The following is a 15,725-nucleotide window of genomic DNA, read 5'->3' as shown; positions in this document are numbered from 1 at the left end:
CTTTACTTAGCTTTCGCCGTATTTACGTTATTTACCAACTCACGCCGACACCACCAGCAGATACCCAACTATTGCTTTCATTCCATGCTGTCGAAGCTCTTATTTTAATATTTTCATTAATACGATATTGCATACCCCAAGCAAGTGCTGTGGCATTACGATAATTACCAATACCAATAGCAGTACTAAATGTAGCATTATCAGTAAAAGGTAAATTACTCATTGCGGCTACAGAAGCAATGCCTTGATTGGCACGTTTCTCAACTTTATAAAAGCGATTTTGAGTATCAGATTTAAAGTGCTCAAAATTTTCTTTAAGTGCATTAAATTGGCTTCTATCTGTCGATTGCTCATTATATAAATGAGAAAGGTGGTTTTTTAGAGGTAGTCGAATGCCATTAATATTAACATTATTAATCGTATTTTCTTTTATTTCATTGATTTCTGATGTGTTATTGATAATGCTATTTTTATTTAGCTCAATATTGTTTTTATTTTCATTAACTGTAATTTTGTTTTCATTAATATTGACGGTGTTTTTATCAATTTTATTTTTATTCTTTTCTATATAATTAATGTTATCTGTGATTTTTTCTCTGTTTTTTTCAATCTCATTACTATTATCTGTAATATTGTTTTTATTTGTTTTTGAGTTTTTTATCCCCGCCAAAATATCGACTTCATGTTGTTTTATTTCGTTAGCGTTATCTGTGATTTTTTTTTGTTGAAACTCAATATCATCTCTTGTTCTTTGTTTATGATCTTGAATGGAGTTTTTAATTAGATGGTCTTCTTGTTCTAAGCTCTTTACAACTCGATTTATTTTCTCATCTGTATTTTCATCTAATATGAAAAGTGATGAGTTTTTAGTTTCAATATTATCAATATATGTATAAAGATCTTGTTGATTATTTATTTTTGCTAAATCTATTCCTGGCTTTTCTGTTGTGGTAATAATTATTTTTTCATTTTTACTCATGATATCAATTAGTTTTTCACGATTTAACGAGAGGGTTTTATCGCCTTTTTTTATGAATAATGAAGTGAAATAATTAATTGCTTCATTCTTGAAAATTGTATTGTCAGCTTCTATTTCAATATGCCTATCATTATTAACTATATTATTAACAATATATTCTGGTGCATCTTTGATCTTCTTTTCTTCAAAATGGTTTGCAAGATCTTTTGCTATTCTTTTGTCTAATTTAATTTGAAATGTATTTGGATTATATCTGCTTATTTGGACATAAGAATCATTAATTATTTTGTCAAATAAAGGATTATTTATAAATTGATGATTTTTTGCAAGAGTATCATATTCAGGCGTGATTACTGAGTTTGATTTATCAATTAATTTATTGGTATCTGAAAAAACATTTGATGAATAAACTAAAGATAAACTAATAAGAAAAAATTTGTTGTATTTCATCTGCAAATCCTTTTGATATTGAAATATATTCTTGGTGTTTATTTTTCAAGTATTTTAAATTTTTATATCTATTTCACTATAAATAAATAACCTTATTAAGTTTTTTTATATTAATTTTATATTTATTATTATGAATAATAAAAACTAATGAAATCTTTATAAGATATTGCTATTCTAGCAATAAGAGGGCGGAGTGATGACTCTCTTGTATAATGAGAAATTCCTCTTTGACTGGCCGATAGAAATGTCGGCTTTTTTTTAACCTTTTGATAATATTAATAATCATTAGAGAAAATTTAAAAATAAGATAATAAAAAACCCCTTTTACCGATCAGTAAAAGAGGTTTTAATATAATATGTCTTAATAAATCTTTAGGTGTTATTGCTTAGGTTTGAAACGCAATAAACGGTTTGCATTACTTACAACTGTGATTGAAGATAGCGCCATTGCTGCACCTGCAACAACTGGATTTAACAGTGTGCCAGTGAAGGGATAGAGAATACCTGCCGCAATCGGAATACCTAAGCTGTTATAGACAAAGGCACCAAAAAGGTTTTGCTTCATATTACGCAGCGTACCTTTTGAAATTTCAACAGCATCGGCAACACCATGTAAGCTATGGCGCATTAATGTGATTGCTGCTGTTTCAATGGCGATATCACTACCACCACCCATTGCAATACCAACATCAGCTTTGGCTAATGCAGGGGCATCGTTAATACCATCCCCAATCATTGCAACACGACGACCTTCAGCTTGAAGCTCTGTAATGGCTTGTGCTTTACCTTCTGGCATAACACCAGCAATAACCTGATCAATACCTGCCTCTTTTGCAATTGCATTGGCAGTAATTGGGTTATCTCCCGTTAACATCACTAAGCGATAACCTTGATGATGTAAACGTTGTAATGCACTTACGGTATCTTCTCTAAGTGGATCACGAATAGAAAGTAAAGCCGCAATTTTTCCGTCTTGCGCTAATAAAACAGGAGTAACACCTTTGGCGGCTTGAGAATCAATCAGTGAATTAACTTCGCTAATATCAATACCAGATCCAAGCATTAATTTAGGGTTACCTAAAAGTACTGTTTTACCATTAATTTCGCCACTTAATCCCATACCGGCTAATGTACGGAAATTGTTTACTTCTGGTAAATCAATACCTTCAGCACGCGCTAAAATAGCTTTCGCTAATGGGTGATTAGAACCATTTTCTAGTGATGCTGCCAATGCAAGCGCTTGAGTGTCATCTACTTGATTGAAAGTATGAATTTCAGTGACCTGAGGCATACCTTCTGTCAGTGTTCCTGTTTTATCAAAGACTAAAGTATCTAGCTTACTGGCTTGTTGTAGTGCATCTGCATCACGGACTAACACACCATATTCAGCCGCACGACCAACACCTGAAATGATCGACATAGGTGTTGCTAAACCTAAAGCACAAGGGCAAGCGATGATAAGAACGGTTGTGATAATCACCAGTGCATAGGTAATTTGTGGAGATGGGCCAAAGAAATACCAAATAGCTCCTGCAACAAGCGCAATAGCGACAACAACAGGCACAAATACACCCGAGATTTTATCCGCTAACTGGCCTATTTCAGGTTTACTACTTTGCGCTTGGCGAACTAATTTAATAATACGAGCCAGTGTTGTTTTACTTCCCACTGCCGCTGCTTTAAATAGAACAGAACCATCTTGAACTGTTGTTCCAGCATGAATAGTATCACCCACTGTTTTTTGCTGTGGAATTGGCTCGCCTGTCAGCATTGCCTCATCCATCCACACTTCACCTTGGATAATTTCACCATCAACCGGCACTTTATCACCTGTTGCTAAACGTAAAGTCATTCCTTGTTTAACATCAGCCAGTGGCATTTCAACTTCACCGTTTTCAGTTATCACTCTTGCTGTTGGTGGAGTTAAATCTAATAGTCGTTCTAGCGCTTTAGATGAACGCTGGCGCGCTCTTTGCTCAAGCATATGTCCCAGATTGATTAAACCGATAATCATCGCACTGGCTTCATAATAGAGATGCCGAGCTTGAGCTGGGAACACTTCTGGCCATAAGTTTACAGTAATGGAGTAGAGCCAAGCTGTTCCTGTTCCTAACGCAACGAGGGTATCCATTGTTGCACTGCGGTTTTTTAAACTTTGCCATGCGCTACGATAAAAATGGCCACCAGCAACAACCATAACAAACAGCGTTGCAATACCAATACCTAACCAGATGCTGTGATTAGCTTCGGTCAGCATCATATTGTCGCCGATCATTCCCCAAATCATTACAGGAATACCAACGACTAATGCCAACGCAGCTTGCCAGCGAAAACGTTTCATATTGGCAACAGCAACTTCTTGCTGACGTTCTCTGCGTTTTACATCGTCTTGAATAATTTCAGCGCCATAACCTGCTTTTTCAATGGCAGTAACGAGTGCATCATGATCGATTTCACCCGTTACTAAAGCACTACGCTCAGCAAGATTTACACGCACATTTTCAACACCATCAACGGATTGTAATGCTTTGTGAACCTTGTTTACGCAACTCGCACAAGTCATGCCATCGATTAAAAGCTGAACACTGTCGTCATCGTCAGTGTCGATTTCAGCGCTATTATCAATATCAGCATTCTCAACTGGAATATCACAAACAGCCGCTGACGATGCTTCCAGTTGTGCATGCGTTTGCGTCAGCGGCTCAGTTTTTGGGAAATCAGTACCTGCTAGTTGAGCTTCAAAACCCGCTTCTGTAATGGCGTCGATTAACGTTTCAGCGGTTGCAGAACCCGTCACTTTTGCATGTGTCAATTCAACTTCAGCTGTTTCAACACCTGCAGTATTTTCTAGCGCTTTTTTAACTGAACCGACACAGTGACCACAATTTAAGCCTGATAGAGTTAAATGAATTACGTTGTCAGCAGGCGCTAAGCTTGCTTGAAAACCTTCAGCCGTAATGGCTGCAATTAAAGTATCCGCATTTGCGTCACCAAAAATTTCAGCTGACTCTTTTGTTACATTAACGGCTGCAACACCTTCAACAGCCAATAATGCTTTTTCAGTTTTACCAACACACTTCATGCAGTTAAGTCCGCTTAGGCTTAATTTTACATCAGGTTGTGTTGCAACACTTGCTTCATAGCCTGCATCTTCAATTGTTTTGATTAAGCTTTCAGCAGTTGCATCACTGTCAATTTTAGCGTATTGAATAGTCACAATTGCCTGCTCTATGTCATTGCGAGAATCAAGAGCTTTTTTTACACTGTTAACACAGTGAGAGCATGAAAGTCCTTTCAATGCGAGTATTATAGTTTTTGCCATGTTAATTATCTCCGTCATAAAAGCGTTACCTCTATTATTGCGCAATATTCGGTAACTTGCTTTCTTTAAAGGTTTTTTCTTATCAGAGATAAAGGCTAAACCTTTCCGCAAGGGGAAGGTCAAGGGGGAATTTTGAATATTAGTGAAATCGCAAGTAAAACAGGATTAACGGCTAAAGCTATTCGGTTTTATGAAGAGAAAGACTTGATAACACCACCGGGAAGAGGTGAAAACGGCTATCGTTATTATCAGGCTCAACATATTGAAGAGTTAACATTATTGCGCCAAGCAAGAGAAGTTGGCTTTAGTTTAGAAGAGTGCCGAGCTTTATTAATGTTGCTAAGAAATCCTTCTCGTCATAGTTCAGACGTGAAAGAAGCCACCTTAAAAAAAGTGGCTGAAATTGAGAAAACAATTAATGAGCTTAATGCCATTCGTCAGCGATTACTTTTATTAGCCAGCGAATGCCCGGGTGATGACGGAGCAGAGTGCCCAATTATCAATCATTTGTCAGGGTGTTGTCATCACCAGAAATAGTCGGTTTAAGTGCGATCACTTGTAAGGTAATACCATCAATTGCGGTCACTATTACCTTATCACCAGCAAGTAATGGCGTGTCTGAATAAACACGCCAACTACCATCAGCTAATTTAACGCGACTAAAACCGTTTTCCGTATCTGATAATAAAACAGCATGAACACCAATGAGTTGGTGACTTTTCTGATTTAAGTTCTCGGCTTCTTTTGATTGTTTTCTGCGTTTAAGCCAAAGGTGCCAAAGAACAGCACTAATAACCGTTAATATCGCAAATAAAACACCTTGAATAGGCCAGCTAATAGGCAGTATCCATGCAATCAACGATACACATAGAGCCGCCATTCCTGACCATAAAAGGTATCCTGCTGTTCCTAACATTTCTGTAATTAACAGCAAGCCACCAAGACAAAGCCAGAAAAGTGCAGGTTGAGCACTAATCCATTCAATCATAATTAATTGCTCTTGTTGCCAGAGTCACTTTTTTTGGTATTGAGTAATTCAGAAATACCGCCAATTGCACCCATGAGATTACTTGCTTCTAGTGGCATCATAATAACTTTACTGTTATTAGCTGAACCAATTTGAGACAGCGCATCAGTATATTTTTGAGCAACAAAGTAGTTAATTGCTTGCATATCACCTTTGGCGATGGCCTCAGATACCATTTGTGTTGCTTTGGCTTCAGCTTCTGCCGCACGTTCACGGGCTTCTGCTTGTAAGAATGCAGATTGACGCTCACCTTCAGCTTTTAGAATTTGTCCTTGTTTCTCACCTTCAGCTTTTAAGATAGCGGCTTGACGAATACCTTCAGCTTCAAGAATGTCAGCACGTTTAGTTCGCTCAGCTTTCATCTGCGCATTCATTGCAGAAATCAATTCTTTTGGTGGGCGGACATCACGAATTTCGATACGAGTAATTTTGATACCCCAAGGGTTTGTTGCATCATCAACAATCAGTAAAAGGCGACTGTTGATTTGATCACGCTGAGAAAGAATTTCATCAAGTTCCATTGAACCTAACACTGTACGAATATTAGTGAGTGTTAAGTTAATAATGGCAAGCTCGAGATTATTGACTTCATAAGCGGCTTTTACAGGATCGATCACTTGAATAAAGCAGACTGCATCGATGCTGACGTTGGCGTTATCACGAGAAATAACTTCCTGAGAAGGAATATCAAGGACTTGTTCCATCATGTTGATACGGCGACCAATACGATCGACAAATGGCACGAGAATTTGAAGTCCTGGAGTCAGAGTACGAGTGTAACGACCAAAACGTTCGACAGTCCACTGGTAACCTTGTGGAACGGTTTTAACACCGCATAAAACTAAAATAATAGCGAATAAGATAATAATACCAATGACTATTTCCATATACCTGTCCTAAGTCTGCTTTAATAAGAAAGTAAAATTAATAAAGTAAAGAATACACCATACGACGATATTTAGACGCTAAATTATCATTAGTGCCTAAGGCTGATAAAATATCCATCAGGGTTTTCTTAACTTGCCCATCACCTGCATTTAGATCTTTTTTGATAAAGCTAAATAGCAACTCTAATGCCTCTTCATTACGGGCAACTTCATGTAATTTTAGTGCAAGTTGAATAGCAAGATCGGTATTTTCAGGCTGTTGATTAAAATCGTTCTGTAATTGTTGAATTTCAGGCGTATCAGCCGCCTGTTTTTGTAATTCAATTTGCGCTAACAAACTATGGTAGTAGCTGTCTTGATCTTGTAATGGGATGGTGATTAACAGAGTTTGTGCTTCTTCACTTTTATTTAAAGAAATTAAAGCACCTGCTAGTGCAAGTGTAATTTCACTATTTTTAGGTGCGAGCTGGTGAGCTTCTTTTAGTAGCGGTAATGCTTCTTCTGCTTTTCCTTCAGAAAGTAATTGTGCAGCTTGTGCTGCTTTCAACTCTTCTGGTTTAGGTAATACGTTGGCTAAAATTTGACGAATTGCTTCTTCAGGTTGAGGACCTTGGAAGCCATCAACTGGACGACCTTCTTGCAATATATAAACAGTTGGAATAGCGCGTAGACCAAATTGTGAGGCAATCATTTGTTCAACATCACAATCTAATTTTGCCAAAATAAACTGATCAGCAAATTCGGCTGCTAGTTTATCTAATGTTGCGCCAAGCTCTGCACAATGAGGGCTACGTTCTGAATAGAAATACATCATGACTGGTTTCGTCATGGATTGTTCTATAACTTGTTGAATATTTGATTCATTTACATCAACAATATGTGCAGTTGCTAACATTAACTTGCCCCTTTTTGAGAGTTTTAAATATAGATGCGATTTATAAAGCTATTTTATTAATAAGTAAGGGTGGATCCTGAAAAATCAAGCCTTGCCACTTTGGCGACTGAGAATTGCATCCATTAAAATATCAGGTAGAAAACGCTTTAGTATTCTGACAGCGTGAGTTAATAAGGTTACGGGATAACGTATCTTAGGTTTTGGGCTTTCTAAAGCATGAATAAGCTTTTTCACCACATCTTCAGGCGTTAATGTGAAACGACTCGCAATCCCCGGATTTTTTACAGGTTTATCTTTTTCGGCTTGAGCGACATTCTCAGTGAAACAAGTTCGTATTGGTCCCGGCTCTATTAAACTCACCTTAACTCCAGTATGCGCTATTTCCATTCTTAGCGCATCAGACCATGCTTCTACCGCATATTTACTGGCAGCGTAAGCACCTCGACCGGGTGTCGAGATAATCCCCATTACAGAACTCGTTTGAATAATGCGCCCTTCACCATGGGGTAACATGGCTGGTAGAAGTAATGTAGTTAGCTGATGTAAACCAAAAAAGTTAGTCGAAAACTGTTTTTCCATTTGTTGGCGAGTAATGGCATCTAATGGGCCATAAACGCCAAACCCACCATTATTAAATAATCCATATAAACGACCGTTTGTCAGGCGAATAACTTCTAGTGCCGCATTTTCAACACTTTCTGGATCATCAAGATCAAGATGAATAGGTTCTAATCCCAGTGTTTCCATGCGTTCAAGGTCTTCACCTTTACGGCAAGCAGCAAGAACTCGATAGCCTCTTTTCTTTAGTGCTTTTGCCGCGCAGAGTCCTATTCCACTAGAACTTCCTGTAATCAATACCGTTTTTTGCATAATTTTACAATTAATCTCGTTTAATCTACGTCAACTACTGTCAGAATAGTCTAACGTGTTAAGTAAGGGGATAATGTTTCATCCATCCACTGCGTAATAAACGGCTGAGCATCTTCATTGGGGTGTATGCTGTCATTTTGCATCCACTCAGGTTTATCAGCGATTTGTTCCATATAAAAAGGAAGCAGAGGAAGCGCATTATCTTCAGCGAGTTTTGGATAGATCGCTGAAAACGATTGTGTATAACGTTTACCGTAATTAGGTGAAATCATTATTTGCATAAAAAGTGGCGTTGCACCGGCATCTTTCACTTGTGTAATGATGTTTTGTAATGCCTCTTTTGTTTGTGCAACAGGGTATCCCTGTAAACCATCATTTGCACCTAATTCAATTAAAACCCAGCGTGGTTGATGCTGTTTTAATAAATCAGGAAGCCTATTTTGTCCCTGAAAGGCAGTTTCACCACTAATGCTTGCATTAACAACATTAATTTCAGGGTAGGTTGTTTTCCATTTATCAGCAAGGCGTTGTGGCCATGCGCTTTCAATCGAAAGACGGTATCCTGCACTCAAGCTGTCACCAAAGATCAAAAAGGTATCAGCAGCAATTGCCTTAAAGCTAAACATCATCATAACGATAAGGAAAAATGTATGTCGACGGAAAAGGTTCTTGAAGTTCATCAGTTAACCAAACAAGTAGGACAAGGTGATAGTCAGATCTCTATATTGCAGGGTGTTGAGTTAGTTGTCGAGCCTGCACAAACAATTGCGTTAATTGGTGAGTCAGGATCGGGAAAATCGACACTGTTAGGGATCATTGCTGGATTAGATGATGGCACCTCTGGCAGCGTGCATTTGATGGGCGAAGATCTCACAAAAATGAATGAAGAAGAGCGTGCCAAGTTGCGCGCTCAACATGTTGGGTTTGTTTTTCAATCATTTATGTTGATCCCAACATTGAATGCACTTGAAAATGTGCAGTTGCCCGCATTATTAAAAGGTGAGTCAGAAAAGCACAGCCATGCGCGTGCAGTTGATTTACTTAAGCTGTTAGGATTAGGTGAACGTTTATACCATATGCCAGCACAGCTTTCTGGCGGTGAGCAACAGCGCGTTGCATTAGCAAGAGCATTTTGCACTCAACCAGCTATTCTTTTTGCGGATGAACCAACAGGAAACCTTGATCGTAAAACTGGTGATAAAATTGCTGACTTGTTGTTCTCTCTTAACCGAGATTATGCAACAACTTTGATTTTAGTTACTCATGACAATGAGCTAGCAGCTCGTTGCCAAAGACGATTACGATTAGTAGATGGACAACTTAAGGAGGAGTCATGATTTGGCGTTGGTTTTGGCGTGAATGGCGTTCTCCTGCACTATTAATTGTTTGGCTTTCTTTAGCACTGGCAGTTGCTTGTGTGCTTGCTTTAGGGCGTATAGGTGATCGCATCGATAAAAGCATTTATGCTCAAAGTCGAGATTTAATTGCTGGAGATTTAGTCTTACGTGCATCCTATCCCGTTGATGAAAACTGGCTTACAGAGGCGAAAAAAGAAGGGCTAACTCTGAGTCGCCAAATGCAATTTACCACAATGTCTTATGCTCCTGAAGGTGATACACCTCAGCTTGCGTTGGTGAAAGCCGCAGATAACCTATATCCACTGTATGGTGAGTTAGAAACAGAGCCAGCAGGGTTAAAACCTGAAAAAGGAACTGCGCTTGTCGGTGCCAGATTACTTGAATTACTTGATATAAAAGTCGGCGATAACATTGATGTAGGTGACGCTACATTTACAATCAGTGGTGTATTAATTCAAGAGCCAGATAGCGGGTTTAATCCTTTTCAAATCGCACCTCGTATTTTAATTAACCTTGATGATGTTGAATCAACTGGAGCGGTGCAACCCGGAAGCCGCCTGACTTATCGCTATATGTTTGCGGGCGATGAAGCTGTGATTGATAGTTATCAGCAACGCTTCGATCCACTATTAAAACCAGACCAGCGTTGGAATAGTTTAAAACAAGACAGTGGAGCGCTTTCACAATCAATGGAGCGTGCGAAAAACTTTCTTTTGCTCTCTGCTCTATTAACGCTATTACTTGCTATATCGGCAGTTGCCGTTTCAATGGCTCATTATTGCCGTAGTCGTCATACCTTAATTGCGGTATTAAAAACACTAGGTGCAGATAAACGAGCATTGAGAAAGTGGATTGTTGGGCAATGGGGAGTGATCCTCATTGGTGCGATTGTTGTCGGTTCATTAGTCGGGCTTATTTTTGAGGCGATACTGCTACAAATTTTAGCGCCTGTTTTACCTAAAAGTTTGCCTGAAGCGAGTTTCTTACCGTGGGTATGGTCTGTGGGCTCTTTACTGTTAATTGCTTTATTAACAGGATTAAGGCCTTATTATCAACTAATGGCGACACAACCTTCCCGTGTATTAAGAAGTGATACCACGGCACCTATATGGCCTCTGCGTTATTATTTACCGATTGTAGGCTTAATTATTGTCGGTGCTTTAACACTTTTTGCGGGAACGGGCGTTTTACTCTGGTCAATTCTATTTGGTGTTGTTGTTATTGCTTTTCTACTTGGAATAATTGGCTGGTTAGGATTATGGGTATTAAAGCAGTTTAAATTCCGCCAACTCAGCGCACGTTTAGCGGTGACTCGTTTATTACGACAACCATTTCAAACGATGACTCAACTAGCGGCTTTCGCGCTTTCATTTATGTTATTAACGCTTTTAATCCTTATTCAAGGTGATTTATTAGACAAATGGCAAAAACAGTTACCAGAAGATAGCCCTAATTATTTTCTAATTAATATGTCTGCGCCTCAAGTTCAAGAAATTAATACTTTATTGGCAAAGTATAATGTTGAACCTACGGATGCATTTCCTGTGGTATTAGCGCGTTTAACACAAATTAATGAGAATAATGCCAAAGAGTGGGCAGATAAACGTGATGCTGGTAATAACACTGTTCGTCGAGAGCTTAACTTAACGTGGCATAGCGAATTGCCAAAAGATAATGTGATTGTTGAGGGAACATGGCCTCCAGTAGGGAATGGTGTTTCTCTTGATCAAGGTGTTGCTGAACAACTCGAAATTAAGTTAGGTGATGAATTAACATTTGTCGGTGATACTCGTGAATTTAAGTCCATTGTGACTAGTATTCGCCATGTTGATTGGGAAAATATGCGTCCTAATTTCTTCTTTATCTTCTCTGAAGAAGGGTTAAGTAATCAGCCAGAAAAATGGATGAGTAGCTTTTACTACAATGGCGAAGAGGCACTAATTACGGCACTTAATCGGCAATTTCCAACCGTAAGCGTATTAGATACAGGCGCATTAATTCAACAAGTTCAACAAATCTTACAGCAAGTCAGTCGAGCATTGGAGATTATGGTTGGATTGGTAATGATCTGTGGTGCGTTATTGTTAGTTGCTCAAATTCAGGTAGGAATGACACAGCGACGTATTGAGCTGGTGGTATATCGCACATTAGGCGCAGGTAAATCATTATTAAGACGGACTCTTTGGGCTGAATTTGCATTGTTAGGTTTAATGGCAGGATTAGCTGCGGCGATTGGTGCCGAGGTTGCATTAAGCTTATTACAAATATCAGTGTTTAATTTTCCTTGGCAGCCCCAATGGGGAATGTGGATCACCGTACCTATTGTTGCCGCACTATTACTTTCATTATGTGGCAGTATTTTAGGGATCAGACTGTTGCAAGATAAAGGGCAGTATCGACGAATTCAGGGTGAATAGTTGAAATAAATAAGGCTCATAAATAGAGTTAAATAAAAATGCTGATGCTATTAAACATCAGCATTTTTTATGGGAAAAGATAAGACAATTATTCTTTTATTACATAAGCATAAATGCGCTTACTGCCATCATCTTCATCATAAATATAAACACCTTGAAGTTCAGTTGAAAAGCCCGGTAGCTGATTAATTGTGACTTCAAGTGCCTGAAAATAGCGTAAAACAGCACCACCCCAAATTTCACCGGGCACAGCACATAAAACACCCGGCGGATAAGGTAAAGCACCTTCCGCGGCAATTCTGCCTTCTAATTTATTTAAAGGTAAAAACTCAACATTACCACGAACAAACTCAATATTAGCTTGTTGTGGACTTAGTGCCCGCTTAGGGAAATGACTTTTTCTAAACATCTGCTTTTGCAGTAGTTTAATATTGTAAGTGACACAAATATCATGCATTTCCTGACAGAGTTGACGCAATGTATAACCCTGATAGCGAGATTGATAGCGATGACAAACAGAAGGCAATATTTTTTCTAATGGCACATCTTCAACTAAGTACTTTTCAAATTGAACAATCAAAGAGGTTAAGCGATCAAATTTTGCTTGGTGCTCTGCGGGAGTCAGCAAAAATAAGATTGAATTAAGGTCGCTTTTTTCAGGAATAACACCGTGTTCGCGTAGATAATTTGCCAAAATAGATGCTGGTACACCAAAGGATCCATATTCCCCTGTATGAGGATCGATCCCCGGCGTTGTAAGCATTAATTTACAAGGATCAACAAAGTATTGATTGGTGGTGTAACCTTCAAATGAGTGCCAATTATCATTAGGAATAAAATTGAAAAAACGTTGATCGTGAGCGATTTCATCTGTGTCGTGATCTTGCCAAGCAAGTCCATCAACCATCTCAGGAATAAATGGCTTAATAAACTGGCACTGCTTTAGTAATGATTTACGAGCTTCGATGCCTTGTTTTACGCAATTCATCCACATGGCTTCACCACTTTTACCCGAATGCATTTTGGCATTGACATCAAGAGCTGCAAAAAGGGGATAAAATGGGCTGGTGGACGCATGCATCATAAAAGCATTATTCATACGTTTATGATTAACATAACGTGATTGCCCTTTAAGGTGCGCATCTTTTTTATGTATCTGCGAGGTTTGTGAAAAGCCCGCTAATTGCTTATGAACTGATTGAGTAACCAGAATACCAGGATCGTCTTTATTAAGCGTTAGTAACAAAGGGGAACACTGTTTCATCATCGGAATGAATTGTTCATAACCAACCCATGCAGAATCAAATAAAATGTAATCACAAAGATGACCAATCTTATCGACAACTTGTCTTGCGTTGTAAATCGTACCGTCGTAAGTACCCAGTTGAATAACAGCTAAGCGAAAAGGGCGTTTATCGAATTGGCGTTCTGGCGTAATTTCTGCGATTTGTTGGCGTAAATAGTCCTCTTCAAAGCAATGTGCATCTATGCCCCCGATAAAGCCAAAGGGATTACGAGCAGTTTCTAAATAAATAGGTGTCGCTCCGGCTTGAATTAACGCGCCATGATGATTGGATTTATGGTTATTTCTATCAAATAGCACTAAATCATTTGGTGCCAATAAGGCATTTAAGGCAACTTTATTAGAAGAGGATGTTCCATTTAAAACAAAATAGGTTTTATCGGCATTAAACACTTGCGCCGCAAAAGTTTGCGCATCATAAGGCGCACCTTCATGAATAAGTAAATCACCCATTTCAACATCAGCATTACAGAGATCAGAGCGAAATAGATTCTCACCAAAATATTGATAAAACTGTTCGCCTGCGGGATGACGACGGAAAAACTCTCCACCTTGATGGCCGGGACAATCAAAAGCAACGTTCTTTTCGGCAACATAATTCACTAAGCGTGAAAAAAATGGTGTTGTCAGACTCTTTTCATATTGCTGTGCAGCTTCATTAATCAACGCACTATTTTTTTGATGCGCATTTTTATCTGTGATCACAATCCCTGAAACTTGATTAAGCAATTCAGCACTGAGTGCATCATTAAGATTAACTGCAATAAATACGGGGAGTTGAAAGCCTGTTTGATAAATGCGATCTAATTCGCCAGACTCAATATCTGACAATGACAACACTACTGCTGACACTTGCGTTAAATTTGCATCAACAATATCAACAATCGGACGTTCACAATAAAAATAGTGTGAAAGAGTAGGGTGACACGCCAACTTCATTTTTTTCATTATGCTCGCGTTTTTATCAATAGAAGAATTGGCGAACAATATACTTGGTTGTGAATGTGATTGAAATAAATTAAAAGACAAATAAGATGATTTTATGCATTTAAAGCGCATAAACCACCACTTTGATAAGTGAGTGAATGGATAAGTCTATGAGAAAATAAACTTATCCATTTTCTATTATTGGGTAATTGGAGAAGGTTTTTCGATATAGACCGTTTGAGATGGAAAGGCAAAATCTGCGCCATGTTTATGCACAATCTCAATTATCTTTAAATAGACTTCTTGCTGCGCTTCAAGCCACTGTGCCCACACTGTTGTTTTGGTAAAACAATACACCATGATATTGAGTGAAGAGTCTGCAAATTGATTAAAATAGACTAACAACGTTTGTTGCGTGTCGATTTTGTTATTTTGCATCAGCATGGTGCGAATATCTTCAACGATAACGCCTATTTTATCTGAATCTTCATAACGTAAACCAATTTCAGTTTGAATACGTCGATTAGTCATTCTTCCCGGGTTTTCCACACTAATAGAGGAAAAAATCGAGTTGGGAATATAAAGCGGTCGATGATCAAATGTGATGATTTTGGTAATACGCCAGCCAATTTCGACTACAGTACCTTCAATATTACGATCAGGAGATCGTACCCAATCACCAATATTAAAAGGGCGATCGAAATAGAGCATGACGCCAGAGAAAAGATTACTTAATACATCTTTACTTGCCATGCCAATGGCGATACCACCTAATCCGCCAAATGTCATTAAGCCGGATAAGCTCATACCAAAATGCTCACCAAACAATAAAATGATAATGACAAATAGAGTGATTTTAAATATGCGAGAAATAATACGAGCAGAAGTAGGATCACTGCCTTTTTTAATTTGAGCTTTTTCTAACCGATTAATTAGTAAGAAAAATTTCCTCATTAAAATTAATGCAATGCCGACATAGGTGAAAAAGTTAATCATCCTAAAGGAGATAAAGTGGAGATTAAAATCGACCACAGCCATTTCACAATATTGGCTTAAGATAAGCACTAAACTACAAAGCAAGATAGCTTGGCTGATATGAATAATAATATTTCTACGACGTTTTTTCTTTTTGTCATGAAAAAGAGATACGACGACAAAACCAACAAAACAGGCTAAAGCTATGCCAACACCTATTGAGTATTTTATTATTAATGCATCATTCATCAGCTTAACGTCTCCTTAGAAAATGCGTTCTTATAATACGAAACTCACTATCTTGCTTATTTAATG

At 38.2% G+C, this 15,725-nt stretch carries 12 protein-coding genes; 3 read left to right on the top strand and 9 right to left on the bottom strand.

All coding sequences use genetic code 11. The annotated features are described in order from the left end of the window. Nucleotides 1–31: 31 nt before the first annotated feature. A complete protein-coding gene (locus EHE21_RS14620; protein WP_194951066.1) occupies nucleotides 32–1,429 on the bottom strand; it encodes a YadA C-terminal domain-containing protein in 1,398 nt (465 codons plus the stop codon). A gap of 379 nt (nucleotides 1,430–1,808) precedes the next feature. Further along, nucleotides 1,809–4,751, bottom strand: coding sequence for a copper-exporting P-type ATPase CopA (gene copA / locus EHE21_RS14615; RefSeq protein ID WP_194951065.1), 2,943 nt, complete (start codon nucleotides 4,749–4,751; stop codon nucleotides 1,809–1,811). Between the two features lie 132 nt (nucleotides 4,752–4,883). On the opposite strand from copA, the gene cueR reads away from it, so the two are divergent. Then, nucleotides 4,884–5,288, top strand: a complete 405-nt coding sequence (gene cueR, locus EHE21_RS14610) for a Cu(I)-responsive transcriptional regulator (RefSeq protein WP_194951064.1) — start codon at nucleotides 4,884–4,886, stop codon at nucleotides 5,286–5,288. On the opposite strand, the gene EHE21_RS14605 is transcribed toward cueR, so the two are convergent. The 5 genes from EHE21_RS14605 to tesA all read right to left on the bottom strand — a co-directional run bounded on the left by EHE21_RS14605 (nucleotide 5,251) and on the right by tesA (nucleotide 9,110). Beyond that, nucleotides 5,251–5,739 carry an NfeD family protein gene (locus EHE21_RS14605; RefSeq protein WP_194951063.1) on the bottom strand — a complete coding sequence of 163 codons (489 nt, stop codon included), beginning with the start codon at nucleotides 5,737–5,739 and terminating at the stop codon, nucleotides 5,251–5,253. The genes cueR and EHE21_RS14605 overlap by 38 nt on opposite strands. A 2-nt stretch (nucleotides 5,740–5,741) precedes the next feature. Continuing rightward, entirely contained in the window at nucleotides 5,742–6,665 is a 924-nt protein-coding gene (locus EHE21_RS14600; RefSeq protein WP_088494787.1) for an SPFH domain-containing protein, read from the bottom strand. A 37-nt stretch (nucleotides 6,666–6,702) separates the two neighbouring features. Further along, nucleotides 6,703–7,560 carry a co-chaperone YbbN gene (locus tag EHE21_RS14595; protein WP_088494788.1) on the bottom strand — a complete coding sequence of 286 codons (858 nt, stop codon included), beginning with the start codon at nucleotides 7,558–7,560 and terminating at the stop codon, nucleotides 6,703–6,705. A gap of 84 nt (nucleotides 7,561–7,644) precedes the next feature. Continuing rightward, nucleotides 7,645–8,430: an SDR family oxidoreductase gene (locus EHE21_RS14590; protein ID WP_194951062.1), complete on the bottom strand. Its 786-nt coding sequence runs from the start codon at nucleotides 8,428–8,430 to the stop codon at nucleotides 7,645–7,647. A 50-nt stretch (nucleotides 8,431–8,480) separates the two neighbouring features. Beyond that, nucleotides 8,481–9,110 carry a multifunctional acyl-CoA thioesterase I/protease I/lysophospholipase L1 gene (gene tesA / locus EHE21_RS14585; RefSeq protein ID WP_194951061.1) on the bottom strand — a complete coding sequence of 210 codons (630 nt, stop codon included), beginning with the start codon at nucleotides 9,108–9,110 and terminating at the stop codon, nucleotides 8,481–8,483. Here tesA and ybbA point away from each other — a divergent pair. Together ybbA and ybbP are read left to right on the top strand one after the other, a co-directional pair. Beyond that, nucleotides 9,081–9,767, top strand: coding sequence for a putative ABC transporter ATP-binding protein YbbA (ybbA, locus tag EHE21_RS14580; RefSeq protein WP_165122565.1), 687 nt, complete (start codon nucleotides 9,081–9,083; stop codon nucleotides 9,765–9,767). The genes tesA and ybbA overlap by 30 nt on opposite strands. Then, complete coding sequence (ybbP, locus tag EHE21_RS14575; RefSeq protein ID WP_194951060.1) at nucleotides 9,764–12,205, top strand: putative ABC transporter permease subunit YbbP; 2,442 nt, start codon at nucleotides 9,764–9,766, stop codon at nucleotides 12,203–12,205. Before ybbA ends, ybbP begins: the two co-directional genes overlap by 4 nt. An 88-nt stretch (nucleotides 12,206–12,293) precedes the next feature. Here the strand turns inward: ybbP and EHE21_RS14570 are convergent, their stop codons facing one another. Together EHE21_RS14570 and EHE21_RS14565 are read right to left on the bottom strand one after the other, a co-directional pair. Continuing rightward, the gene (locus EHE21_RS14570; RefSeq protein WP_194951059.1) at nucleotides 12,294–14,456 is read right to left on the bottom strand and encodes an ornithine decarboxylase; all 2,163 of its coding nucleotides are present in this window, start codon (nucleotides 14,454–14,456) and stop codon (nucleotides 12,294–12,296) included. A gap of 177 nt (nucleotides 14,457–14,633) precedes the next feature. Continuing rightward, the gene (locus tag EHE21_RS14565; RefSeq protein ID WP_194951058.1) at nucleotides 14,634–15,659 is read right to left on the bottom strand and encodes a mechanosensitive ion channel family protein; all 1,026 of its coding nucleotides are present in this window, start codon (nucleotides 15,657–15,659) and stop codon (nucleotides 14,634–14,636) included. Between the last annotated feature and the right edge of the window lie 66 nt (nucleotides 15,660–15,725).

The sequence above is a fragment of the Proteus sp. GOKU genome (assembly GCF_015475555.1).
Classification (GTDB): domain Bacteria; phylum Pseudomonadota; class Gammaproteobacteria; order Enterobacterales; family Enterobacteriaceae; genus Proteus; species Proteus mirabilis_B.
The sequence above is the reverse complement of the archived record's forward strand: the minus strand, read 5'-3'. Positions and strand labels throughout refer to the sequence as shown.